Origin of the sequence: Sphaerisporangium sp. TRM90804, assembly GCF_029846175.1 — a bacterium.
Classification (GTDB): Bacteria; Actinomycetota; Actinomycetes; order Streptosporangiales; family Streptosporangiaceae; genus Sphaerisporangium.
Window position 1 is genome coordinate 16,993 of sequence record NZ_JARWAC010000017.1, and the last position, 24,259, is coordinate 41,251.

General features: G+C 73.0%; 23 protein-coding genes and 1 tRNA gene. 17 read left to right on the forward strand and 7 right to left on the reverse strand.

Annotated features, from left to right (window positions below; all coding sequences use genetic code 11):
- Positions 1 to 6 precede the first annotated feature (6 nt).
- From rpmA to PYR91_RS22130, 6 genes are all read left to right on the forward strand, one after another.
- A complete protein-coding gene (rpmA, locus tag PYR91_RS22105) occupies positions 7 to 264 on the forward strand; it encodes a 50S ribosomal protein L27 (protein WP_279782376.1) in 258 nt (85 codons plus the stop codon).
- A gap of 193 nt (positions 265 to 457) precedes the next feature.
- A complete protein-coding gene (gene obgE / locus PYR91_RS22110) occupies positions 458 to 1,807 on the forward strand; it encodes a GTPase ObgE (RefSeq protein ID WP_279782377.1) in 1,350 nt (449 codons plus the stop codon).
- A 61-nt stretch (positions 1,808 to 1,868) separates the two neighbouring features.
- A complete protein-coding gene (proB, locus tag PYR91_RS22115) occupies positions 1,869 to 3,023 on the forward strand; it encodes a glutamate 5-kinase (RefSeq protein ID WP_279782379.1) in 1,155 nt (384 codons plus the stop codon).
- Positions 3,016 to 4,320, forward strand: coding sequence for a glutamate-5-semialdehyde dehydrogenase (locus PYR91_RS22120; RefSeq protein WP_279782381.1), 1,305 nt, complete (start codon positions 3,016 to 3,018; stop codon positions 4,318 to 4,320). Before proB ends, PYR91_RS22120 begins: the two co-directional genes overlap by 8 nt.
- A gap of 110 nt (positions 4,321 to 4,430) precedes the next feature.
- Positions 4,431 to 4,607, forward strand: a complete 177-nt coding sequence (locus tag PYR91_RS22125) for a hypothetical protein (protein ID WP_279782382.1) — start codon at positions 4,431 to 4,433, stop codon at positions 4,605 to 4,607.
- 156 nt (positions 4,608 to 4,763) lie between these two features.
- Positions 4,764 to 6,647, forward strand: a complete 1,884-nt coding sequence (locus tag PYR91_RS22130; protein ID WP_279782383.1) for a serine/threonine-protein kinase — start codon at positions 4,764 to 4,766, stop codon at positions 6,645 to 6,647.
- 111 nt (positions 6,648 to 6,758) lie between these two features.
- Here PYR91_RS22130 and PYR91_RS22135 read toward each other — a convergent pair whose 3' ends face one another.
- Positions 6,759 to 7,778, reverse strand: coding sequence for a M48 family metallopeptidase (locus PYR91_RS22135; protein WP_279782385.1), 1,020 nt, complete (start codon positions 7,776 to 7,778; stop codon positions 6,759 to 6,761).
- 129 nt (positions 7,779 to 7,907) lie between these two features.
- Here PYR91_RS22135 and nadD point away from each other — a divergent pair, with 129 nt between their 5' ends.
- The 3 genes from nadD to PYR91_RS22150 are packed head-to-tail and all read left to right on the forward strand — an operon-like array spanning position 7,908 to position 9,620.
- The gene (nadD, locus tag PYR91_RS22140; protein ID WP_279782387.1) at positions 7,908 to 8,513 is read left to right on the forward strand and encodes a nicotinate-nucleotide adenylyltransferase; all 606 of its coding nucleotides are present in this window, start codon (positions 7,908 to 7,910) and stop codon (positions 8,511 to 8,513) included.
- A gap of 50 nt (positions 8,514 to 8,563) precedes the next feature.
- Positions 8,564 to 8,971: a ribosome silencing factor gene (gene rsfS / locus PYR91_RS22145; RefSeq protein WP_279782389.1), complete on the forward strand. Its 408-nt coding sequence runs from the start codon at positions 8,564 to 8,566 to the stop codon at positions 8,969 to 8,971.
- The gene (locus PYR91_RS22150) at positions 8,964 to 9,620 is read left to right on the forward strand and encodes a histidine phosphatase family protein (RefSeq protein WP_279782391.1); all 657 of its coding nucleotides are present in this window, start codon (positions 8,964 to 8,966) and stop codon (positions 9,618 to 9,620) included. The genes rsfS and PYR91_RS22150 overlap by 8 nt, the downstream gene beginning before the upstream one ends.
- 425 nt (positions 9,621 to 10,045) lie before the next feature.
- Here the strand turns inward: PYR91_RS22150 and PYR91_RS22155 are convergent, their stop codons facing one another.
- Positions 10,046 to 11,074: a helix-turn-helix domain-containing protein gene (locus PYR91_RS22155; protein ID WP_279782393.1), complete on the reverse strand. Its 1,029-nt coding sequence runs from the start codon at positions 11,072 to 11,074 to the stop codon at positions 10,046 to 10,048.
- Positions 11,075 to 11,261: 187 nt separating this feature from the next.
- Between PYR91_RS22155 and PYR91_RS22160 the strand changes: the two genes are divergently transcribed.
- A complete protein-coding gene (locus PYR91_RS22160; RefSeq protein ID WP_279782395.1) occupies positions 11,262 to 12,761 on the forward strand; it encodes a phenylacetate--CoA ligase family protein in 1,500 nt (499 codons plus the stop codon).
- A 142-nt stretch (positions 12,762 to 12,903) separates the two neighbouring features.
- On the opposite strand, the gene PYR91_RS22165 is transcribed toward PYR91_RS22160, so the two are convergent.
- Entirely contained in the window at positions 12,904 to 13,425 is a 522-nt protein-coding gene (locus tag PYR91_RS22165) for an AAA family ATPase (RefSeq protein ID WP_347943385.1), read from the reverse strand.
- Between the two features lie 271 nt (positions 13,426 to 13,696).
- On the opposite strand from PYR91_RS22165, the gene PYR91_RS22170 reads away from it, so the two are divergent.
- From PYR91_RS22170 to PYR91_RS22180, 3 genes are all read left to right on the forward strand, one after another.
- Positions 13,697 to 13,933: a Scr1 family TA system antitoxin-like transcriptional regulator gene (locus PYR91_RS22170; RefSeq protein ID WP_279782855.1), complete on the forward strand. Its 237-nt coding sequence runs from the start codon at positions 13,697 to 13,699 to the stop codon at positions 13,931 to 13,933.
- Positions 13,934 to 14,328: 395 nt separating this feature from the next.
- A complete protein-coding gene (locus PYR91_RS22175) occupies positions 14,329 to 15,981 on the forward strand; it encodes an alkaline phosphatase D family protein (RefSeq protein ID WP_347943386.1) in 1,653 nt (550 codons plus the stop codon).
- 161 nt (positions 15,982 to 16,142) lie between these two features.
- A tRNA-Ala gene (locus tag PYR91_RS22180) sits at positions 16,143 to 16,215 on the forward strand.
- Positions 16,216 to 16,323: 108 nt separating this feature from the next.
- Here the strand turns inward: PYR91_RS22180 and PYR91_RS22185 are convergent.
- Positions 16,324 to 17,151 carry an SDR family NAD(P)-dependent oxidoreductase gene (locus PYR91_RS22185; RefSeq protein WP_279782399.1) on the reverse strand — a complete coding sequence of 276 codons (828 nt, stop codon included), beginning with the start codon at positions 17,149 to 17,151 and terminating at the stop codon, positions 16,324 to 16,326.
- Positions 17,152 to 17,246: 95 nt separating this feature from the next.
- Between PYR91_RS22185 and PYR91_RS22190 the strand changes: the two genes are divergently transcribed.
- The 4 genes from PYR91_RS22190 (at position 17,247) to PYR91_RS22205 (ending at position 20,724) form a co-directional block, all read left to right on the forward strand.
- Positions 17,247 to 17,807: a helix-turn-helix domain containing protein gene (locus PYR91_RS22190; protein ID WP_279782401.1), complete on the forward strand. Its 561-nt coding sequence runs from the start codon at positions 17,247 to 17,249 to the stop codon at positions 17,805 to 17,807.
- 81 nt (positions 17,808 to 17,888) lie between these two features.
- A complete protein-coding gene (locus PYR91_RS22195) occupies positions 17,889 to 18,473 on the forward strand; it encodes a DUF1707 domain-containing protein (protein WP_279782403.1) in 585 nt (194 codons plus the stop codon).
- 2 nt (positions 18,474 to 18,475) lie between these two features.
- Entirely contained in the window at positions 18,476 to 19,759 is a 1,284-nt protein-coding gene (locus PYR91_RS22200; protein WP_279782405.1) for a D-arabinono-1,4-lactone oxidase, read from the forward strand.
- A gap of 56 nt (positions 19,760 to 19,815) precedes the next feature.
- A complete protein-coding gene (locus PYR91_RS22205; protein WP_279782407.1) occupies positions 19,816 to 20,724 on the forward strand; it encodes an SDR family oxidoreductase in 909 nt (302 codons plus the stop codon).
- 276 nt (positions 20,725 to 21,000) lie between these two features.
- Here PYR91_RS22205 and PYR91_RS22210 read toward each other — a convergent pair whose 3' ends face one another.
- The 3 genes from PYR91_RS22210 to fdhD form a co-directional block, all read right to left on the reverse strand.
- Positions 21,001 to 22,275: an enolase C-terminal domain-like protein gene (locus PYR91_RS22210; RefSeq protein WP_279782409.1), complete on the reverse strand. Its 1,275-nt coding sequence runs from the start codon at positions 22,273 to 22,275 to the stop codon at positions 21,001 to 21,003.
- Positions 22,272 to 23,168 carry an NAD(P)-dependent oxidoreductase gene (locus PYR91_RS22215; RefSeq protein WP_279782411.1) on the reverse strand — a complete coding sequence of 299 codons (897 nt, stop codon included), beginning with the start codon at positions 23,166 to 23,168 and terminating at the stop codon, positions 22,272 to 22,274. The genes PYR91_RS22210 and PYR91_RS22215 overlap by 4 nt, the downstream gene beginning before the upstream one ends.
- A 168-nt stretch (positions 23,169 to 23,336) precedes the next feature.
- Positions 23,337 to 24,182 (reverse strand): formate dehydrogenase accessory sulfurtransferase FdhD, encoded by an 846-nt coding sequence (gene fdhD, locus PYR91_RS22220; RefSeq protein WP_279782413.1) that lies wholly within the window; start codon positions 24,180 to 24,182, stop codon positions 23,337 to 23,339.
- Positions 24,183 to 24,259: the final 77 nt, after the last annotated feature.

The window sequence follows — 24,259 nt, forward strand, 5'->3', positions numbered from 1 at the left end:
CGGAAAATGGCACACAAGAAGGGCGCCTCATCCACTCGGAACGGCCGTGACTCCAATGCCCAGCGGCTCGGGGTCAAGCGTTTCGGCGGCCAGCTCGTGAACGCCGGCGAGATCATCCTTCGCCAGCGCGGCACCCACTTCCACCCGGGTGACAACGTCGGCCGTGGCGGCGACGACACGCTGTTCGCGCTGGTCGCGGGCCACGTGCAGTTCGGCAACAAGCGCGGCCGCCGCGCCGTGAGCATCGTTCCCGCCGCGGAGTAGATCCGCCGGCGCGAGAACAGGGCCGTCGGCCCGCGTGGGGAACCGCGCGGGCGCGGCCCGGCCAGAACGTTGATGAGGCGGATCGACCTGTCGATCCGCCTCATCGTCGTGCAGGGGCGCCGCCCGTCCGGCCAAGGACGCGGCGGTGATGTGGCGGGGGCGCAAGGCCCGCGCCGGTGAGAGGGAGTCGACCGTGGCCGAGTTCGTGGACCGCGTGGTCCTGTATATCAAGGCGGGCAACGGGGGCAACGGCTGCGCGTCCGTCCATCGCGAGAAGTTCAAGCCGCTCGGCGGCCCGGACGGCGGCAACGGCGGGCGCGGGGGCGACGTCCTGCTGGAGGTCGACCCCAACACCTCCACCCTGCTCGACTACCACCACCGGCCGCACCGCAAGGCGGCCAACGGCAAGCAGGGCATGGGCTCCAACCGCGACGGCGCCACCGGCGAGGACATCCTGCTCAAGGTGCCCAACGGCACCGTGGTGAAGGACGCCAAGACCGGCGAGGTCCTCGTCGACCTGGTGGGCGCCGGCACGCGGTACGTCGCGGCCCAGGGCGGCCACGGCGGGCTGGGCAACGCCGCGCTGGCCTCGGCCAAGCGCAAGGCGCCCGGCTTCGCGCTGCTCGGCGAGGAGGGCGACGAGCTGGAGGTCGTGCTCGAGCTGAAGACGGTCGCGGACGTCGCGCTCGTGGGCTTCCCGAACGCCGGCAAGTCGTCGCTGATCGCCGCGCTCAGCGCCGCCCGGCCCAAGATCGCCGACTACCCGTTCACCACGCTGGTGCCCAACCTCGGGGTGGTCACGGCAGGTGAGACGGTGTTCACCGTCGCCGACGTGCCGGGCCTGATCCCGGGGGCCTCCCAGGGGCGGGGGCTCGGTCACGAGTTCCTGCGCCACGTCGAGCGCTGCACCACGATCGTGCACGTGGTCGACTGCGCCACGATCGAGCCCGGCCGCGACCCGCTGACCGACTTCTCGGTGATCGAATCCGAGCTCGCCGCCTACGGCGAGCTGGACGACCGCCCGCGCCTCGCCGTGCTCAACAAGGCCGACGTCCCCGAGGCGCGCGAGCTGGCCGAGATGGTCACGCCGATGCTGGAAGAGCACGGCATGCGGGTCTTCACGATCTCCGCCGCCACCCACGAGGGCCTGCGTGAGCTGTCCTTCGCGATGGCCGAGATGGTGTCGGCCGCCCGCGCGGCCAAGCCGGTCGAGGAGCCGACCCGCCTGGTCATCCGCCCCCGGGCGATCGGCGAGGCCGACTTCCAGGTGCGGCGCGTGCAGGAGAACACCTACCAGGTGACCGGTGAGAAGCCCGAGCGCTGGATCAGGCAGACCGACTTCACCAACGACGAGGCCGTCGGCTACCTCGCCGACCGCCTGGAGCGGATCGGCATCGAGAAGGCGCTCACCGAGGCGGGCGCCACCGACGGCGCCGAGGTCGTCATCGGCTCCATGCAGGGCGGCTACGTCTTCGACTGGCGCCCGACGTTGAACGCCGAGGCCACCCAGGGCCCGCGCGGCCAGGACGACCGCCTGATGTAGCGGGCCGGCCGGTACGCGGGGCGACAGCAGGGACCAGCAACGCCGAGCGAGAGGTGTGGACGTGGACAACCCCGGCCGGGAGCGGGTGACCGCCGCTTCACGCCTGGTCGTGAAGGTGGGCTCGTCATCGCTCACCACCCCCGCGGGAGTGATCGACGTCGACCGGGTGGACGCCCTGGTCGACGTGCTGGCGGCCCGGCGCGGCACCGGCACGCAGATCGTGCTGGTCTCCTCCGGGGCGATCGCCGCAGGCCTGGGCCCGCTCGGGCTCGCCGCGCGTCCGCGTGATCTCGCCACCCAGCAGGCCGCCGCGTCGGTGGGCCAGGGAGTGCTGGTCGCCCGCTACACCTCCTCCTTCGCCCGGTACGGGCTGCGCGTCGGCCAGGTGCTGCTGACCGCCGACGACATGATGCGCCGCTCCCACCACCGCAACGCCCAGCGCACGCTGGCGCGGCTGCTGGAGCTCGGCATCGTCCCGGTCGTCAACGAGAACGACACCGTCGCCACCGACGAGATCCGGTTCGGCGACAACGACCGCCTGGCGGCCCTGGTCGCCCACCTGATCCACGCGGACGCGCTGGTGCTGCTGTCCGACGTCGACGCCCTGTACGACGGCGACCCGCGCCAGCCCGGCGCCAGCCGCATCCCGGTCGTCACCGGGCCGGGCGACCTGGACGGCGTCGAGCTGGGCAGGTCGTCCGGGCGCGTCGGCACCGGCGGAATGATCACCAAGGTGGAGGCCGCGCGCATCGCCACCGGCGCCGGGGTGCCGGTCGTGCTCACCGCCGCCGCGCACGCCGCGCAGGCGCTCGCCGGCGCCGACGTCGGCACCTACTTCCAGCCGGACGGCCGCCACCCGGGCACCCGCCTGCTGTGGCTGGCCCACGCCACCACCGGCAGGGGGCGCCTGCACCTGGACGCCGGGGCGGTCGAGGCCGTCGTGGGCCGCCGCAAGTCGCTGCTGCCCGCGGGGGTGACGCGGGTGGAGGGCGACTTCACCGCCGGCGACCCCGTCGACCTGTGCGGCCCGCTCGGCACGGCCGTGGCGCGAGGGCTGGTGAACTACGACGCGACCGAGATCCCCGGGCTGCTCGGCCGCTCCACCAGGGAGCTGGCCACCGCCCTCGGCCCGGAGTACGAGCGCGAGCTGATCCACCGCGACGACATCGTCATACTGGAGCCCACCACCGAGAGCAGGAGCATGAGGCATGTCTGAGGCCGATGACTTCTTGAAGGTCGCCCGCGCCGCCAAGGACGCGGCCGCCGAACTGGCGCCCCTGCCGCGCGCCGCCAAGGACACCGCGCTGCACGCCGTGGCCGACGCCCTGGTGGAACGCGCCGCCGAGATCGTCGAGGCCAACGCCCTCGACGTCGAGGCCGCGCGCCGGGTCGGCACGGCCGAGACGATGGTCGACCGCCTGCGCCTGGACGAGGCGCGGGTCGCGGCCGTCGCCGCCGCGGTCCGCCAGGTCGCCGGCCTGCCCGACCCCGTCGGGGAGGTCGTCCGGGGCGGCACGCTGCCCAACGGCCTCGAACTGCGCCAGATCCGGGTGCCGCTGGGCGTGGCCGGCATCATCTACGAGGGCCGTCCCAACGTCACGGTCGACGCCGCCGCGCTGTGCCTCAAGAGCGGCAACGCCGTGCTGCTGCGCGGCTCCTCCAGCGCCTACCGGTCCAACACCGCGCTGGTGCGCGTCATGCAGGACGCCCTGGCCGGCACCGAGGTCCCCGCCGACGCCGTGCAGCTCGTGCCAGGCACCACCCGTGAGTCGGTCAAGCACCTGATGCGGGCCCGCGGGCTGGTCGACGTCCTGATCCCGCGCGGCGGCGCCTCCTTGATCAACTCGGTCGTGGAGGAGTCGACGGTCCCGGTGATCGAGACGGGCGTCGGCAACTGCCACGTGTACGTGGACGCCGACGCCGACCTCGACCTGGCCATGGAGATCCTGGTCAACGCCAAGGTCCAGCGGCCCTCGGTGTGCAACGCGGCCGAGACGCTGCTGGTCCACGCCGACGTCGCCGACACGTTCGTGCCCGCGGCGCTGGCCCGGCTCGCCCGCGAGGGCGTCACCGTGCACGGCGACGAGCGGGTGGCCTCCTACGCCGAGGGCGCGGGCGTCTCCGTGCTTCCCGCCACCGACGCCGACTTCGGCGAGGAGTACCTGTCGCTGGACATCGCGGCCGCCGTCGTCGGCTCGCTGGAGGACGCGGTCGCGCACATCCGGCGGTACGGCTCGGCGCACACCGAGGCGATCGTCACGAGGTCGGTGGTCGCGGCCCGGCGGTTCGTGGCGCTGGTCGACTCGGCGGCCGTCGCCGTGAACGCCTCCACCCGGTTCACCGACGGCGGCGAGTTCGGCTTCGGCGCCGAGATCGGCATCTCCACGCAGAAGCTGCACGCCCGCGGGCCCATGGGGCTGCCCGAGCTGACCTCCACCAAGTGGGTGTACACCGGGGAGGGCCACCTGCGCACCTCCACCGGCACCGTGATCGCCCAGGGTTCGGCGCGCTGACCCGCCTTGGCGACGCGCCCGCCCCCCTCCTGTGAGCGGGCCCGCGTGACGCGCCGTGTCCGGCGTGTCGCTCCGTGTGCGTGGCGGGCCGAGGCGATTCACTGGTGTCCATGCAGCTGCTCTTCGCCTTCGGTTACGTGATCGCCCTCCTCGTCGCGACCGACCGGCTGATGCTCTGGCTGGAGGCCCGCGGCCACCTCAACTGGCGGCGCACCGGCAGGAAGGTCATCCCGGCCGGTCCCGGTGTGGGGCTCGACGTGCTCGGGGAAGGCCCCGGCCCCACCTAGGCGCCGCCGTGCCGCCGTGCCGGCCGCCGTCCCGGCAAGAACCCTGCCAAAGTGTCCCGGCGCGCCGTCGCCCCTCCTGGGCGGTTCGCCGCTATGGTGGCGTCTCCTATGGGTGGACGGCGAGCGGGCGGGCTTGGGAGAGTCGGCCCCTACACCATGGCGGAGCGCCTCGGCCGGGGTGGTATGGGCGAGGTGTACCTCGGCGTCAGCCGGCGCGGGGAGCAGGTCGCCGTCAAGATGCTCCGCGACGCCATCGGGGACGACCCCGAGGCGCGATTACGGCTGGAGCGCGAGGTACGGGCGCTGCGCCGGGTCGAGAGCCCCTATGTCGCCCGCGTGCTGGACGCCGATCTCTCCGGCGACCGCCCCTACCTCGTCATGGAGTACATCGAGGGCGAGACGCTCCTGGACGCCGTGCGGCGCGGCGGGCCGCTGCCCAACCCCGCGTTGATCGACCTCGCCCGTGGGCTCGCCACCGCGGTGGCGATCATCCACGCGGCCGGGGTGGTGCACCGTGACGTCAAACCGGCCAACGTGGTGCTGGGCCCGGACGGCCCCGTCCTCATCGACTTCGGCATCGCGCAGGTCGCCGACGCCACCCGTCTGACGATGACCGGCACCTTCCTCGGCACGCCCGGCTACTCGGCGCCCGAGGTGTTCGCCGACGAGGTCGTCGGCGAGCCGTCGGACGTCCACTCGTGGGCGGCCACGGTCGCGTTCGCGGCCACCGGGCGCCCGACGTTCGGCCGGGGCACGGCCGAGGCGCAGATGTACGCGGTCCTCAACGGGCGGGCGGACCTCAAGGGGGTTCCCGGGGCGCTGCTCCCGCTGATCAGGGCCGCCCTGAACCGGGAGCCGTCCAAGCGCCCGACCGCCGCCCTGCTGGCCGACCGCCTGTCCCGCCTGGCCAGGGCCACCGCGCCGGGGACGGGCTCCGCCGGGGGCGCCGTTCAGGCGACCGCCGCCGGTCGCCGGCCCCGCGCCGGCAAGCCCGCGGACGAGCCCTCGCCGGGCCGCGGCCGAGGCGAGGAGACGCCGGGGGAGGCCGCGCGGGCGCGGGCGGGCGAGCCGCCGGCGCCCGAGGCCGACTCCACCCCACCGGGCGGGCGCAAGCCGGGCGCGGACTCCGCGCCACCGGGCGGGCGCAGACCCGGGGCGGACTCCACCCCACCGGGCGGGCGCAAAGCGGGCGCGGACTCCCTGCCCCCGGGCGCGCGCAAACCGGGAGCCGACTCCACGCCCCCGGGCGCGCGTAGATCCGGTGCCGACTCCGTGCCCCCGGGGACGCGCAAGCCGGTGGCGGCGTCGCCGGTGGCCCGCAAGGCGGTGGACCCGCCCGGCGGCCGGGCTCCCCGGGCGGCGGCGACCGCCGCCGCCGAGCGCGTGCGGACCCGCCGGGGGAGCGCCGAGCCGGCGGGCCGCGCCACGGGCCCGGACGACCGGCAGAGGCGTCCCCGGACGGCCGAGAAGGAGGCCGTGCCGGCCGCCGAGGCGGCGCAGGGCTCCGGCCACGTGCCGCCGGGAAGCGCGGTGCTGATCGTGCTGGCCATGGTCGCGGTGCCCTGCGTCGTGGCGTCGGTGATCTGGCCGCTCGCCACGTTCGGGATCACCGCGGCGTTCTGCGTGCTGGCCCGTGCCTGGTGGAGCGGGCACTGGCTGGTCAGGAACCGCCGGTCGGCCCGGGTGCGCGGGGTCGTGCGCGTGGCGTCGTTCCCGCTGGTGCTCGCCGGCTCCGCCCTCAGCGCGGCGGCGTGGCCGGGGGTGCCGGCGGCCGCCGTCGCCGCCTCGGCGTTCTGGGCGGCGGCCGGAGGGCGGATCGACGACGGCTGGTGGGCCCAGGCCGGCCCCATGACGGTGGCCGGGGTGGCGTTCGGCGTCATCTGCGGCGCCATCGTCGGCAGGGAGATCGAACGCGTCGGCGGCCACGTTCCCGACCTTCGACGGGAAGGCCTGCGCGCCCTGTCGGTGCTCGGCGGCTTCGTGGCGCTGTGCGCCGCCGCCGTCCGTGTCCTGGCCTGGGTGATCCCGCACGCCCTGTGATCGCGGACGACGTCCGTGAGACCGCGTCGCCGAACGCTCACCGGCCCCGGACGTCGCCTCCCGGCCGCCGGCCGCGGCGGCGGGTCGGGCGGAGCGTGGCCGGTGCGGGCGTCAGTTGCCGTCTCTGCGGGCGAACCGGTTGAAGATGCGCTCCCCGGCGTTGACGGCTCCCTCGGCGACGTCACGCAGCACGCCGATGAAGGGGTCCTGCGACTGGGCCCACGACTCGCGGTACGAACGCGCGGCGGCCTTGACCTCCTCGGAGATCTTGGCGTCGGCGTCGTCCTCGCGGCGGGGGTAGTTGCCGGCCAGGATCGCCTGGTACTCGCCGTTGCGCCGCCACCTGTCGAGCTCGGCCACCCGGATCACCGCGAACGGGTGGGTGCTGCCGAGGAGGTTGAGCACCTTCAGCAGGCCGTCGCGGACGTCGCCGGCGGTGTCGTACTCGCGGGCCTGGTCGAGGAACGCCTCGATGTTCATCTCGTGCAGGCGCGACCCGCCGGCCAGCTTCATCAGCGCGCGCATCGCCGCGTCGGGGTCCTGGCCGCAGAGCATGCCGCCGCGGTCGGCGGACAGCTCGGCCTTGCGGTGCCACTCCTCCAGCGCCGTGACGATGATCCGCAGGCCGATGTAGCCCAGCGGGATCCACGCCACCCTGGTGGCGAGGCGGGTGAGGATCGCCAGCATCGTGCCGTACACCGCGTGCCCGGACAGGATGTGCGACGTCTCGTGCCCGACGACGAACCGCAGCTCCTCCTCGTCCATGAGGTCGAGCAGCCCGGTGTTGATCACGATGAACGGGTCGTCGAAGCCGACCGCCATGGCGTTGGGCCGTGGGTCCTGCTGGACGTAGATCTCCGGGATGCGGTGCAGGTCGAGAAGGTAGGCGCTGTCGCGGCCCATGTCGTACAGGGCGCGGAACTGGGTCTCGCTGGCGCGCACGGCGGAGCCGAGGAACATCAGCCGCAGGCGGCGCTCGCTGAAGAGGCCCGACATCTGCTTGAGAACCGAGTCGAAGCCCGACAGGGAACGCATCGCGACCAGGGCCGTCCGGTCGGCCGGATGTTCGTAGGCGCGCGAGCTGATGCCGGGGAGCTGGACACGGTTGCGGTCCGGAGTGGTGGTGGTCATGGTCGGCATGCTACGTCGGGGCGGATGCCCGCGCGCGTCCCTTGCGGACGTCGGAGAGGAATGGATTTCACCCGCTTGACGAGGGGGTGGTTCGGCGCTGTGCGGGCGGCGCGCGTTAGTGTCCCTCGCATGAGCAATGGGTCCCGAACCAGGCGGCTCGGCATCATGGGCGGCACCTTCGACCCGATCCACCACGGCCACCTCGTGGCGGCGAGCGAGGTCGCGCACCACTTCGCCCTCGACGAGGTCCTCTTCGTGCCCACCGGGCACCCGTGGCAGAAGGCCGACAAGGTCGTGTCGGCGGTGGAGGACCGCTATCTGATGACGGTCATCGCCACCGCGTCCAACCCGCGGTTCTCGGTGAGCCGGGTCGACGTGGACCGCCCGGGGCCGACGTTCACGATCGACACGCTCAGGGAGATCGCGGGGCTCTACGAGCAGGAGGTCGAGCTCTACTTCATCACCGGAGCCGACGCCTTGGCCCAGATATTGAGCTGGCGTGACGTCGACGAGTTGTTCACCATGGCGCATTTCGTAGGCTGTACCCGTCCCGGTCACACACTGCGCGACCCCGGGCTCCCGGAGGGAAAGGTCAGCCTCATCGAGATTCCGGCGCTTGCCATCTCCTCCTCCGAGTGCCGCGACCGCGTGGCCGCCGGGGAGCCCATCTGGTATCTCGTCCCCGACGGGATTGTCCAGTACATCAACAAGCGAGGTCTTTACCGGGCACCCTGATAATGGGAAGAGCCGGCCTCGTACCCCTCACAGGAGGAACAAGTCCCATCGTGACCGCATCGGAGAGATCGCTCCAGCTCGTGCAGGTCGCCGCAGAGGCGGCCGCCGACAAGCTGGCCGACGACATCATCGCCTACGACGTGAGCGAGCAGCTCGTCATCACCGACGCCTTCCTGCTCTGCTCCGCCTCCAACGACCGTCAGGTCCGCGCCATCGTCGACGAGATCGAGGAGAGGGTGCGCGTCGAGACCGACGCCAAGCCGGTCCGCCGCGAGGGGGAGCGCGAAGGCCGCTGGGTGCTGCTCGACTACATGGACATCGTCGTCCACGTCCAGCACGAGGAGGACCGCACGTTCTACGCCCTCGAACGGCTGTGGAAGGACTGTCCCGCCATCTCGCTTCCGGACAGCGTCACGCACGTCCGAGCCCAGCGGGCCCGCGGGACGGCAGGTGAGTGAGGCGCAGCGCGGCGGCCGTCGCGTCGTCTTCTGGCGCCACGGCCAGACACTCTGGAACGTCGAGCAGCGTTTCCAGGGGCACACCGACATCCCGCTGGACGAGACCGGGGTGGCGCAGGCCGCCCGGGCCGCCTCGCTGCTGGCGTCGCTGCGCCCGTCCTTGATCGTCTCCTCGCACCTGCGCCGGGCCAACGACACCGCCAGGGCGCTGGCCGACCTCGTCGGCCTGGACGTGCGGGTCGACAAGGATCTGCGCGAGCGCGGCGGCGGCGAGTGGGAGGGGCTGACCCGCGCGGAGATCGCCGCCGGGTGGCCGGTCCAGTACGCCGAGTGGGAGGCCCCGGGCGGGGAGGCCGTGACCGACGTCGCCGACCGGGTCGCGGTGGCCACGCGTCGCTGGGTCGACCAGGTGGAGGACAACGGCCTGCTGGTCATCGCCTCGCACGGCGCGGCGAGCCGGCTGGGCATCGCCCGCCTGCTGGGTCTTCCCGTGGAGCTGTGGTCCTCGCTGGGCGGGCTCGGCAACTGCTCGTGGTCGGTGCTGCACGAGGGCCGCAAGGGCTGGCGGCTGGTGGAGCACAACGCGGGCACGCTGCCCGAGCCGGTCAACAGCGACGACCGGCCCGAGTCGGCCCCGGCCGCCACCTGACATCGTGGGCGAGGTCCGGCGCAGACGCCGCTGACCTGCGACTTCCGTAGAAGCCGCAGGTCAGCGGGTGCAGACCCGGTTGTCGTGCTCGAGCCGGTGCTCCGAAGAGCCGGCCGCCACCGCCCCCGTGGTGCGTCAAGGCCCAGCGGCGCGGCACCACTGGCCCTTCCTGGCGGCGGACGACGGAGTCCGGACTTCGAGCACGGTGGCCGCGGGAATGGGCTCCCGATCGCCGGACGCGCGATGACCTGATGCCCCCCGGCATCCTCATCACTTCCCATCCCTGATGCGGCACCCCTCGGCGAGCCGTGGGGGCCGTCCCCTCCCGAATACTCCGGTGGTGGTGCGTGGCCGGTAAAGCAGTTTCGGCGGTGCCCGAAACACGCATGTGAGCCGTTTTCCCGGCTTCTCCGCGGCGGCCGGGCTCAGACGTCTTCGCCCGGGACGCTCGAGCGCCGGCCGATGAGGCCCTCGCCCAGCTCCGTCACCTGGTGGAGCATCTGGTTGGCCTGCCGGGTGCTGGCGACCAGCCCCGCCTGGCGCAGCACCCGGGTGTGCTCGCTCGCCGTCGCCAGCGGGACCTCCGCCAGCCGGGCCAGCTCGCTGGTGGTGCATCCGGAGGTCGCCGCGATGCGGTGCAGGATCTCCGCGCGGGTGCGGCCCACCAGGGCCGCCAGCGGGTCGCCCGCGGCGACCGCCGGCGAGACGTGGTGGGCGGCCGGGTAGACCAGCACGGGCGGCAGCCGCTGGTCGACCAGCGCGACCGGCGTCATCCGGCAGAAGTAGGAGGGGATGAGCGTCAGCCCCCGCCCGCGCAGGCTGAGCTCGTGGCGTCCCGCGACGTAGTCGACCTCCAGCACGGGGGGCCGCCAGCGCATCACCGGCTCCAGGTGCGAGAGCATGCGCTCGATGCCGCCCGTGGCGAGGTGACGCAGCAGGAGGCCGCGCTCCTGGGCGAGCACGCGGTCGACCTCGGGCCAGTGCGGGGACAGCACCGTCTGGCAGTAGCCGGCCGCGACGCGCTCCAGCCGCCGTATCGACCGCTCGTCGCCTCGCGCGAGGTCCTCCAGCGAGGAGGTCGGCAGGCCGGCTCTGGCGCGCAGCAGCTCCATCTCGTGGCGCACCCGCACGCGCGGGGTGTGCGACAGCGCCTGGAGGGCCTGCTCGTGGCCCGCCTGGGCCTCGATGGGGGTCAGGAAGTCGGGGAAGTACGGCCCTCGTGGCGCGAGCGGGATCAGCGTCGACCGTACGTCGTTCAGCAGGCCGGCCGCGGCGAGGTCGGCGCGGGCCCGTCGCCGCCAGCGGGTCATGACCGCGCCGCCGTCGCGGATCTGAAGACGGTGCAGGCTTCCCACCATCTCCCACGTCAGGTCGGCTCTGGCCGCGACGCGGGTACGGGCGAGATCTTGCGCGGTGAAGACGATCCTCAACGTGCCTTTGTCGCCAGAGGTCATGTGCGCTCCGTCTTTCCGGTGAACGACAACAGGTTTTCACGTTCCGGCGCCCGCGTTCCGGTCCTCCGCCGCCGGCGGAACCGCCGGGACGGCTTCTCAGCAGTTCTTCGAACGGTGGACGCGACGGGACGCCACGACGGGCGACGGCGTCCGCGGATGGCGATAATGGGGTGTGGACACCGCGCGGATGGATCACGTTCTGGCCGGCTTGACCGCGTACTTCAAGCGGTCCGCGACCCCGCCTCCGGTCGGCCCCGGGGCGGCCGAGCAGGCGGTGCTGGAGCTGTTCCACAGCACCGCCGCGTCGGTCCCCGCCTATCAGGACTTCCTGCGCCGTCACGGCGTCGACCCCGGCAAGGTCGCGACCATCGCCGACTTCCGGCGGCTGCCTTTGATGACCAAGGAGGACTACCACGGGCCGTACCCGCTGGCCGACCGGTGCCGCGGCGGCCGGGTGGACTTCTCCGACATGATCGCCGTCTCGTCGGGCTCCACCGGGCGCCCGTCCTACTGGCCGCGCTCGGTGCTCGACGAGCTGCGGCTCACCGCGCGGTTCGAGCAGATCTTCCACGACAGCTTCGGCGCCGACCGGCGCAGCACGCTGGCCGTCGTGTGCTTCCCGCTCGGCACGTGGGTGGGCGGCCTGTACACGGCCGCCTGCTGCCGCAACGTGGCCGCCAAGGGCTACCCGCTCACCGTCGTGGCGCCGGGCAACGACAAGGAGGAGATCCTGCGGGTGGTGCCGGAGCTGGCGCCGTCGTTCGAGCAGACGGTGCTGCTGGGCTACCCGCCGTTCCTCAAGGACGTCGTGGACACCGGCATGGCGCGCGGCGTCGACTGGCCGTCCATGGACGTGAAGATGGTGATGGCGGGGGAGGTCTTCAGCGAGGACTGGCGCGATCTGGTGGCGGCCCGCACGGGCATGCGGCGGCCCGCCTACGACACCGCGTCGCTGTACGGCACGGCCGACGCCGGGGTGCTGGGCAACGAGACCCCGCTGAGCATCGGCGTCCGCCGCTTCCTGGCCGGCGCCCCGGCCGCCGCGCAGGAGCTGTTCGGCGAGTCACGACTGCCCACGCTGGTGCAGTACGACCCCCGCAGCCGGTTCTTCGAGACCCGCGACGGCACGCTGCTGTTCTCCGGCGACGGCGCGGTGCCGCTGGTGCGCTACCACATCGCCGACCAGGGCGGCGTGATCGGGTACCGGGAGATGCTCGACTTCTGCGCGGCCCGCGGCTTCGACCCGCTGGCGGAGACCGGCGACGCCCCGGAGCTTCCCTTCGTGTACGTCTTCGGCCGGTCGCACTTCACCGTCTCGTTCTTCGGCGCCAACGTCTTCCCCGAGAACGTCACCGTGGGGCTGGAGCAGCCCGAGGTCAGCGGCTGGACGACCGGGAAGTTCGTCCTGGAGGTGGTCGAGGACGACGACCGGAACCGCCGCCTGCGGGTGACGGTCGAACTGGCCCCCGGCGAGAGCCCCGGCCCCACCCGCGAGCGCCGCGCCGCCGACTCCATCCGCACCCAGCTCCGCCGCCTCAACAGCGAGTTCGCCCACTACGTCCCCGAGGAGCACCAGACCCCGCAGATCGTCCTCCTCCCGACCGGCGACCCCGCCTACTTCCCCCGAGGGGTGAAACACCGCTACACCCGGGCGAGCCCCCCACCTGAACCCCCCGTCCCGAGCTGACCTGGTCCCGTGGGCGTGGAAGTCGTCCTGAAATGGTGCTCGCCTCGCTCGGGCCGTGGCTGTCGAAGCTTCGCCCGCCTGGCGGCGCGGAGTCGCCGGCGGGCGTCACGACGTCCTCGCGGGTGGTTCTCAGGCGGCCGTCTCACATGGCGCGCAGCCAGTCGTCCGCCTCCTGCGGAGAGGTGAGGCGTACGACGTCGAGCGGGGCGAAGCGAGGGTCGTGGACGCGCCGGCCGATCTCGGTGCGGCGGGCGCCGTGCTCTGTCCAGGCCCACCGGGCCGGGTGGTCCTTGCGGAGCCAGTCGGACAACGTCTCGACGTTGCCGCCGAAGATCCGCTCGCGTCTCAGCGTCCGGCGCAGCGACCGCCGCAGGATGCGCGGCATGATCACGCTTTTGGAGTAGTCGAGCCAGACCACGGTGTCGGCGTGCGTCCACAGCACGTCCCGCACTTCGGGGTACCCGAGCGAGTCGAAGATCCACCCGGGAGTGGCCGCGATCTCCGTCACCTGCCGCCGCAGATCAGGGTTGGTCGCCCACTCCGGCCCGATGAAGTGAAGCGCATCCATTTCATAAAAGGGCAGCTCAAGCCGCCCCGAGAGAGCCCGGCCCATGGTCGTCTTCCCGGCCCCGCTGATCCCCACGACAAGAATGCGCCTCACCACCGAAGGCTACTGACTCACCCCCCCACCCCACCCGCCCGCCCCCGGCCGCTCGTCCGTCCTCACGACGCCGGACCCCACCCGGCAAACCGCCCACCGGCCCACACGGTCTTCACAGATCACCGGCGTGCTCCACAACGGGAGCCGAATCGGAGGCGTCCCGTGCGAGATCGCGTTGCCGAGAAGCTCGCCGACCACGAGCACCGGGCGGTCATCAAAAGGGGTGTGGCCGGAGGCTGATCGAGACGAGGTGGACAGCCGTGTTCAAGCACGCATGGAACGCCGACGACTTCTCTCATCTGATCAGCCGCTCAGGCTCTGGGCGATCATGGATGAAGCCGCCGTACGTCGTCAGGTGGGAGGCGCGGCGGGTGATGGGCCAGCAGCTTCGGTAGCTGATCGATACGGCCGACCTGCGCAAGCTTCAGCCTGGGGAAGTGGCGGTCATTCGTCGCCGGGATCAAGAGCGGGCGCCTGCGCTGAGCCTGCGCAGGTGGGCCGCCGCGAGTGAATAGGGTCCTTTCGGCCATCCGCAGGGGTGAAGCGGCTACCGGTTGACTAGGCACAGTCCGAGCGGAGCGAGGGCCATTCAAGGGCGGTTGCGCGTTTATCCCGCCCGGGGAGGGTTGGTCACGGATCCGGGGGCCGGGAGACGTTACGGTGATCTTTTAGGGTCCGCGACGAGGGGCGGTGTCCCTTCGGGGAGCCTTATGTGGCCCTGCGGGGGCTTTGGGGGAAGTGGGGAGAAAAGTTTCGGGGTGGGGGGTGAAGGTGGTGGATGTCGCCTTTTGGGGGATGGGTGGAGTTCACCGGGGAGTCATGATCGTGGGTCAGGCTACCGGGCGTCCCTCACCCTTGATCGCCTAGGGAGCTGTCGTGCCCCACCTCGATCGACGATCATTCCTCGTGACCGGCCTGGCCGCGGGCGCCGTCGCCGCCACCTCGGGTACCGCCCTCGCCGCGCCCGCGCCCGACCCCGCCGCCGAGACCGCGCAGACGCTCGCCTCCCGCGGCCTGCGCACCGACCCGTTCACACTCGGCGTCGCCTCGGGCGACCCCGACCACACCGGCTTCGTCATCTGGACCCGCCTGGCCCAGCAGCCGCTCGCCGAGGACGGCATGGGCGGCATGCCGGCCCGCCCCTTCCCCGTGCTCTGGCAGGTGTACGCCGACGAGCGGGGCCGCCGTCTGGTGCGCGCGGGTGTGGCCGTCGCCGCGCCCGAGTGGGGGCACAGCGTCCACGTCGAGGTGAACGGCCTGTCCGCGGACCGCGAGTACTGGTACCGCTTCCGCGTCGGCCCCTACGTCTCGCCCCTGGGCCGTGGCCGCACCGCGCCGCACCCGCTGAACTACGGCGGGGCGCTGGCCATGGCGTTCGTCTCCTGCGCCCAGTACGAGCACGGCTACTTCACCTCCTACCGGCGCCTGGCCGAGGAGAACGCCGACCTGGTGCTGCACCTTGGCGACTACCAGTACGAGTACACCAAGGACACCTACACCATCCCCGGCGGCAACATCCGCGACCACGAGGGCCCGGAGACCGAGACGCTGGCCAACTACCGGCAGCGGCACGCGCAGTACAAGGCCGACCCCGACCTGCAGGCCGCGCACGCCGCCTCGCCGTGGCTGGTCGTCTGGGACGACCACGAGCTGGACAACAACTGGGCGGACGAGGTGCCCGAGAAGCCGGAGGTGCCCCAGCCGAACTTCCTGACGCGCCGCGAGGCCGCGTTCCGCGCCTACTACGAGAACATGCCGCTGCGCCGCACCTCGATCCCGCGCGGCATCGACATGCAGCTCTACCGGCGCATCAAGTGGGGACGCATGGCCACCTTCCACATGCTCGACACCCGGCAGTACCGCGACGACCAGGGCTGCGGGGACGGCTACGACGACTGCCCGGAGGCCGTCGACCCGGCGCGCTCGATCACCGGCGACGCGCAGGAGAAGTGGCTGCTGCACGGCTTCCGTGACTCGCGCGCGCAGTGGGACATCCTGGGTCAGCAGGTCTTCTTCGCCCAGCGCGACAACAACGCCGGCCCGGCCAAGGTGACCTCCCAGGACGCCTGGGACGGCTACGTCGCCTCCCGCCGGCGCATCACCGAGGGGTGGCTGGACGCCAAGGTGCGCAACCCCGTCGTGCTCACCGGCGACGTGCACGCGCACTGGGCGAGCGACCTCAAGCTCGACTACGACGACCCGACCGGCCCGTCGGTCGGCTCGGAGCTGGTCGCCACCTCGATCAGCACCGGCGGCGACGGCTCCGACTCCGACCCGGCCGCCCACCCGTACCTGGCGATCAACCCGCACCTGCGGTTCTACAACAACCAGCGCGGCTACGTGCTCACCAAGATCGAGCGCGACCAGATGACCGCCGACTTCAAGGTGGTGCCGCAGGTGACGCAGCCCGGCTCCGAGGTGTACACCCGGGCCACCTTCGTCATCGAGGACCGGGTCCCGGGCTTGCAGCAGACCTACCTGCGCCCGCTCGACCCCGCTCTGCGCGCCCGCGGCGTCACCGTCGAGGAGACCGTGGAACTGGAGACCAAGCGCCCCTGACCCGGTCGCCCCACCGGGAAGCGGCGCGCGCGACGCCGCTTCCCGGCCCCTGGCCGCCCGATCCCCGGCCGGGGGGAAGCGCCGGCGTCGATTAGGTGAACGACGGGATGTCGCTATATGCTCTCCGAGCGCCGCGACGGGAGTACCCCGAGCGGTGACTAGGGGCTATAGCGCAGTTGGTAGCGCGCCTCCATGGCATGGAGGAGGTCTGGGGTTCGAATCCCCATAGCTCCACAACAGTTACGAAATCCCGTCTGATCGCTTCGATCGGGCGGGATTCGTCATTTCCGGGCCGGTGAGGCCGTCGGATCGATATTCATCCGTCCGCCCGTCATGGGCCCGCTACTCGACTCCTAAGGTCGCCATGGCGCGGGCGAGGCGGTGGGCGTCGGTGGGGTCGTCGGGGCCGTTGATGAGGGGCACGGGGTTGGGGCCGCGGTAGGCGGTGCGGCCCGGGGGTGGGGTGGCGATGAGGGTGACTATCGGGCGGACGGCGGTGTCGGCGGGCTGGCCCAGCAACGGGGTCAGGACGACGCTGCCCAGCTTCATCAGGCCGTGGACGTCGCCGGCGAAGCTGGTTTTGACGAGGGTCTTCGGGCCCCAGGTGAGGTAGCTGACGGGGGAGTGCTCCGTCGCGAGGATGCCGAGGAGTTCGTTGGCTCGGCGCTGTTGCCGGTTCGACCTGGAGAAGGTGAAACCCGCGCTGAGTTCGAGGTCGTCCCAGTTGATGGCGCCGGGCTTGGCGCCGGGGACGGAGGTGTTGACGACCACGGGGCGGGGGGCCTTCTCCAGCAGGGGGCGCAGGCCGGTGACGAGGACGTACTTGGAGACGAAGAACAGCACCCACGAGGCTTCGTGGCCCTCGGGGGTGAGGTGGCGCTTCTGGCGGATGTAGGAGGCGGCCAGGATCAGGGCGTCCACCTGTTCGTGCCGTGCGGTGATCTCCTTCACCACTCGCCTGGCTTCGGCGATCAGCGACAGGTCGGCCTGGACGAAGCGGGCTCGCTCGGCGGCGTCCGGGACGCCGTCCTTGGTGAGCGCGGCTACCAGCGCCTCGAACTTCGGCCTGCTGCGGCCGACGGCCGCCACCGTGTCGCCCTGCCGTAAGTAGTGCCGTACCAGGGCCGCGCCCATGCCGTCCGTGCCCCCGGTCACCACGATCGTGCCCATTACTGGTCCTTTCATCTGTAACGGAACCAATGTTCCGGTTCGTCTCGCACCCATCATAACCGGATCGTGTGTTCCGTTATCGGTAGGATCGCGGCATGGAGGATGCGCGGGCCCGGCGCCGGGACGCCGTGGCCAATCGGGCGAAGATCGTCGAAGCGGCCGCGGCGGCGTTCGCGGAGCACGGCCTGAGCGTCGACATGCGCGGCGTCGCCGAGCGGGCGGGCGTGGGCGTCGGCACGCTCTACCGGCACTTCCCCACGAAGGAGCTGCTTCTCCAAGAGATCATCGGCGCCGATCCGAGCGGCCTGGCCGTGTCGGAGCTGCCGCCCGGGCTGCCGGCCGCGAGTGCGCTTCGGGAGTTCTTCGGCTCCGCGGTACGGCGGCTCGCCCGCAACCCCGGGATGCTCGACCTGCTCGCGCGCACCGCTCCGTCCGACGCGGAGCTGGCGCGGTGCCTGGCCCACATGACCGGCCTGGGGGAGCAGGCCGTCGAGCGTTCGCGGGCCGACCGCACGCTCGCCGCTGACGTCACCCCGGCCGACGTCGCCTACCAGTTCCTCGCGCTCGTCAGGGTCGTCCAGCTGCTGCCCGGCCCGGCCGCCGCCGACCTGGAGCGTCAGGTGGACATCGCCGTGCGCGGGCTGGAGCGCCGCTGAGACCGCCTTGCCGCGAGGGCCGTTCGCGGACCGCCAGGGTCGATATGTCGCGAAACCGGCAAGCACCATTAGAGTTGCGGCGTGAGCGGAGAGTTGATGCCGAGGTCTCCGCAAACGCGGATGTCCGACGCCGACCGTGAGATGGTCGCCGGCAGGCTGCGTGCGGCGCACGGCGAGGGCCGGTTGACGCTGGAGGAGTTCGAGCAACGGCTGAGCGGGGCGCTGGCCGCGCGCACGTTCGGCGAGGTCGAGCCGTTCCTCGCCGACCTGCCCGGCAACCCTGTGACGGTCGCGGTGCCCGAGCACGCCGTGCTGCGCACCACGGCGGCCACGCTGAAGCGGCAGGGGACGTGGGTGGTGGCCCGGCGGCTGATGGTGGTGGGCAAGGGAGGCGGGGTGAAGCTCGACTTCACCGACGCCCTCATCTCCGACCGCGTCGTGGAGATCGACCTGGACGTTTTCCTGGGCTCCACCCGCCTGGTGCTGCCGCCCGGGGCCTCCGTGGACATCGACGACGTCGAGTTCGTCGCGGGCAGCCCGCACGTGCGCAGGGTTCCCACCTCGCCGATTCCCGGGCCGGGGCTGCACTTCAAGGTCCGCGGCAAGCAGCGGGGCGGCAGCCTGGTCGTCCGGTACCGGCGCCGCTTCGGGAAGTGGAAATGGTGAGCGTGTCCACACCCGATCGCCGATCGCCGTCCACGATCGAGAACTGGGCCCGCAACGTCACCTTCAGCGCCGGGCATCTCGACCGGCCGTCGTCGCTGGAGGAGCTGCGCGGGCTGGTGGCCCGTAGCGACAAGGCGCGCGTGCTGGGCAGCGGGCACTCCTTCAGCGACGTCGCCGACTCGCCCGGCGCGCTGATCTCGCTCGACGGCCTGCCGTCGAGCGTGGAGATCGACGGCGCGTCGGCGTCGGTGCGGGTCACAGGAAGCGTGCGGTACGCCGAGCTGGGCCGCCGGTTGCACGAGGCGGGGTACGCGGTGCACAACCTGGCGTCGCTGCCGCACATCTCGGTGGCGGGGTCCTGCGCGACCGCGACGCACGGCTCGGGCGTGGGCAACGGCAGCCTGGCGACGGCCGTGTCGGCGATCGAGATGGTCACCGCGGACGGCGACCTCGTGAGCCTCGCGCGGGGCGACGAGGGGTTCGCCGGGGCGGTCGTGGGGCTCGGGGCGCTCGGGGTGGTCGTCGGCCTGACGCTGGACGTCGAGCCCGCGTTCACGATGCGGCAGCAGGTGTACGAGGGGCTGCCGCTGGAGGCGCTGGACGAGCACTTCGGCGACGTCGTGTCCGCCGCTTACAGCGTGAGCCTGTTCACCGGGTGGCGCTCCCCGCACATCGAACAGGTGTGGGTGAAGGAGCGGCTCGACGGCGACGCCGGCCCCGCGGCGACGAGCCTGTTCGGCGCCACAGCGGCGGGCGGCCCCCTGCACCCCGTTCCCGGGGTGTCCCCGGTGCACTGCACCGAGCAGCTGGGCGTGCCCGGCCCCTGGTTCGAGCGCCTGCCGCACTTCCGGCCCGACTTCACCCCCAGCAGCGGGGAGGAGCTGCAGTCGGAGTTCATGGTGGCCCGCACGCACGCCGTGGAGGCGCTGCGCGCGCTCGCGGAGCTTCAGGAGCACGTCGCGCCGGTACTGCAGATCTCCGAGATCCGCACGATCGCCGCCGACGAGCTGTGGCTGAGCCCGTTCTACCGGCGGGACAGCGTGGCCTTCCACTTCACCTGGGTGAAGGACACGGCCGCGGTGCTGCCGGTGGTCGGGCTCGTCGAGCGGTGCCTGGCGCCGTTCGGCCCCCGGCCGCACTGGGGCAAGCTGTTCACCCTGCCGCCGGAGACGGTGCGCGCGAGCTACGAGCGCCTGCCCGACTTCCAGGCGCTGGCACGCCGCTACGACCCCTCGGGCAAGTTCACCAACGCCTTCGTCGCCCGGTACGCGCTCGACGCCGGCTGAGGTCCCGCCGTCGCTCGCGATCTGCTCACGCGCTACCGGTGTGACAAGGTGGAACGGTGACCGACAGACCATTGGCCGGGCAGGTGGCCCTCGTCAGCGGGGCCACCCGCGGCGGGGGGCGGGGCATCGCCGTCCAGCTCGGCGCGGCCGGCGCGACGGTGTACGTGACCGGGCGCAGCACGGCGGCGGCCCGGTCTCCCATGAACCGGCCCGAGACGATCGAGCAGACCGCCGAGCTGGTCACCGCCGCCGGGGGGCGCGGCATCGCCGTCGCCGTCGACCACACCGATTCCGCCCAGGTGCGCGACCTGGTGGAACGCCTGGCGCGGGAGCAGGACGGCAGGCTCGACGTGCTGGTGAACAACGTGTGGGGCGGCGACCCGCTGACGGTGTGGGACAAGCCGCTGTGGGAGCAGCCGCTGGAGGAAGGCCTTCAGCTGCAGCGTCAGGCGGTGCACTCGCACATCATCACGAGCTGGCACGCGCTGCCCCTGATGGTGGCGCGCCGCCAAGGCCTGGTCGTGGAGGTCACCGACGGCACCGCCGACATGGGCTACCGGGGCACCTTCTTCTACGACCTGGCGAAGGCGAGCGTCATCCGCGCCGCCCTGGCGCAGGCCGGCGACCTGCGCCCGCACGGCGTCACGGCCCTCGCGCTCACGCCGGGGTTCCTGCGGTCGGAGGCGATGCTCGACCACTTCGGCGTCACCGAACCCACCTGGCGGGACGGCATCGCCAAGGACCCGTACTTCGCGATGTCCGAGACCCCCGCCTACGTCGGCCGCGCGGTGGCCGCCCTGGCCGCCGACCCCGAGGTGAGCCGCTGGACCGGCGAGTCCCTGTCGAGCTGGCGCCTGGCCAAGGAGTACGGCTTCGCCGACGCCGACGGCTCCCGCCCCGACTGGGGCGCCTACTACGCCGCCACCCGCGACGGCACCCCCGCCGACCCGGCCGACTACCGCTGACCCTGCCCGCCCGGGATGGCTGAGCGCCGCCGACGGCGCGGCCTTCGCCGTACCGCGACTCGCCGTCGCGGGCTGGGAAGGGCAGCGGGGCGGTGGGGTACCGTTCAGCCCTCGGAGTCGGGCTCTGCCGGGTGTGCCCGCCCCCGAGGCGGCTCGGCGTCGTCCGGTTATCGGATCCTTCGCTTGCGCGGCGGTGGGGTGGGGGTGGGGTCGCCCATCAGAAAGCGCGCCGGAGGCACCGTTTCGAAGGCGACCGGGTCGTGCCGTGTCCCGTTGCTAAGGGGCCTCGATGCCGCCGTCGGGGCGGCGGACCGTGGCGGCCCAGCGTTCGAACAGGTGGGTGGCCGGGGGGTGCTCGGCCGCGGCGGTCTCGTCGAGGTCGACGCCCCAGCCTGGGGCGTCGTGCGGGTAGAGGTAGCCGTCACGCGGTGCCAGGGTGCCGGGGAAGACCTCGTGGGTGGCGTCGTTGTACACGTGGCCCTCCTGGATGGCGAAGGCCGGGGTGGTGACGTCCAGCGCCACGTTGGCGGCGGCGCCGACCGGGGAGACGTCGGCCGGTGCGTGCCAGGCGGTGCCGACGCCGGTCAGCTCGCACAGGGCGACCAGCTTGCGCGCGGGGGTGAGCCCGCCGATCGCCGACACGTGCAGGCGCAGGATGTCCACGCCGCCCCGGCTGACCAGCCGGGCCGCGTCGGCCACCGAGCCGGCCTGCTCGCCGACGGCGATCGGCATCGGGGCCGCCTCGCGCAGCTCCGGCAGCCGGTCGTACAGCTCCAGCGGGATGGGGTCCTCCAGGAAGAACAGGCGGAACGGCTCCAGCCGCCGCGCCAGGCCGATCGCCTGCTTGACGGTCAGCCGGTGGTGCACGTCGTGCAGCAGGCGCACCTCCTCGCCCAGCTCGGCGCGGGCGCGGGCGAACAGCTCGGGGGTCGTGCGCAGGTAGTGCTGCACGTCCCAGCCGTCCGGATGGGGGTGTCCGGGGTAGGCGCCGCCGACGCCGGGCGCGCCGTAGCTGCCGAGGCCGGGCTGGCCCACCTGCACCCGCACGTGCGTGACGCCGGTGGCCATGATCTGCCGGGCCCGCTCCAGCGTCTCCTCGATCGAGGCGCCGCTCGCGTGCAGGTAGAGGGCGGCGGCGGCCCGCACCCGGCCGCCCAGCAGCTCGTACACCGGCATGCCCGCCCGCTTGCCCGCGATGTCCCACAGGGCCTGGTCGACCCCGGACAGCGCGTTGTTCAGCACCGGGCCGCCCCGCCAGTACGAGGACAGGTGCACCATGCGGGTGATGTCCTCGATGTCGGCGGGGTGCCGGCCGATCAGCATCGGCGCCACGTGCTTCTCGACGGTCTCGGCCACCGAGTGGAAGCGCTGGGTGAAGGTGGCGCACCCCAGGCCGTACAGGCCGGGCTCGCTGGTGTCGACCCGCACCACGACGAGCGGGACGCCCTCGGGCGCGGTCACGATGGGCCGCACGCGGGTGATGCGCAGGCCGTCACGCGACGGCCACGGCGCTTGGGTCTCGGGGATCACGCCGTCGAAGAGCTGGTTCATGACACCGCCACGTCTGGGTCGGGAAGGTCGTCCACGGGCGTCACCGGGTGCGCGTGCTCGGCGCGGAAGCCGAGCAGCCGCTCGGCCGCGCCGACGTCGATCGGGGTGACGCGGTCGGGCATGGTCGCGCGGCGCACGACCCCCGGCAGGTACAGGTCGAGCAGTCGCGCGGTGGGGTACGGGGCCAGGGTGGTCGCGGCGGCCAGGCCCAGCACGTGGTAGCCGGTGACCGGCCGGGTGACCGCGAGCAGGTTGGCCCGCGCGGCGTCCCTGGTGTCGAGGTGGCTCCACAGCTCGCGGACGCCCGCGCCTGGGTCGGCGGCGTAGGCGGCGGCGCGCTTGGGGAACTGGTCGTCCGGGCCGCCGAGCAGCGGGAACCGCAGGGCGACCACGGCCATGTCGTAGCGGCGGGCCATCATCGCGGCCGTCGCCTCGTCGGCCTGCTTGGACAGCGCGTACGGATCGGCCACCTGCAGCGGCAGCGCCTCGTCCACCGGGAGGTACGCCGGGCGCAGCAGCCGCGGCGCCCAGGGCAGGCCGAGGACCGAGAAGCTGCTGGCGATCGCGGCGCGCCGGACGCCGGCCCGCGCGGCCTCCTCCAGCACGACGAAGGTCGCCCGGACGTTGCCGACGAACACCTCCTCGGGCGTGCCCAGGCTGGGCGCGGGGATGGCGGCGCAGTGGATCACGGTGTCGGCCCCGCGCACGGCTTCGCGTACGGCCCGGGCGTCACCGGCGCCGCCGGCCACCACGCGGTCGGCCGGCAGGTCGCCGGGGTCGTGGAGGTCGAGCGCGGTGGCGGGGATGCCGTGGCCGGCGAGCAGCCCGAGCGTGGCGCGCCCGAGCCTGCCCGCGGCGCCGGTCACCAGGACGCGACGAGGGTCGCGGGTCAATCGGTTCACCACCTGAGGGCCGGGGACGGGTCGGCTCGGCCCCCACCGCCGGGCGGATCGCGCCGCGGCGAGCGGCTGGCTTCCGGCCCGGCGACGGCGAACGGCCGCAGCCGATTCTTCCACGCGCCCCCGGCCCGGCCCGCCACCGCGGCGGCCGGGCGGGGGCGGTCAGCGGCCGTTCACGGTGGCGGGGAAGGCGATGCGGTGCTCCCCGGTGTAGACGTTCATGGAGCCGCCGCGCAGGAACCCGATGAGGGTGAGGCCGCACTCCGCGGCCAGCTCCGCGGCCAGGGACGAGGGCGCCGAGACGGCGGCCAGGGCCGGGATCCCCGCCATGACCGCCTTCTGCACCAGCTCGAACGAGGCCCGCCCGGAGACCATCAGGACGGTGGACGCCAGCGGGAGCTCGTCCCCGCGCACCGCCCAGCCGAGGATCTTGTCGACGGCGTTGTGCCGGCCCACGTCCTCCCGGACGCACAGGGCCTCGCCCTCGGGTGTGAACAGGCCGGCGGCGTGCAGGCCGCCGGTGCGGTCGAAGACGCGCTGGGCCGAGCGCAGGCGGTCCGGGAGCGCGCCGATCACCTCCGAGTCCAGGCGCAAGGGGTCGCCGGCCACCTCCCAGCGGGCGACCGTGCGCACCGCCTCCAGCGACGCCTTGCCGCACACGCCGCAGGAGGAGGTGGTGTAGAAGTTGCGCTCCAGCGAGGCCGCCGGCGCGGTCACGCCCGGACCGAGGCGGACGTCCAGCACGTTGTAGGTGTTGAGGCCGTCGGCGGTGGCGCCCGCGCAGTAGCGGATCGACCCGATGTCGGCGGCCGAGCCGACGGCACCCTCGCTGACGAGGAAGCCGGCGGCCAGGTCGAAGTCGTCGCCCGGCGTGCGCATGGTGACGGTCAGCGGGCGGCCGTCGAGGCGGATCTCCAGCGGCTCCTCGGCGGCCAGGACGTCGACCCGCCGCGACAGCGCGGCGTCGCGCAGCCGCAGGATCGGGCGCCGGACGGTGACCCGGCTCACGTGCCCGGCTCCCCGCGCGCCGGGTCGCCCGGCGGCGGCCCGGTGTCCCGGGCGGTGCCGGGACCGGACGGCGCGCG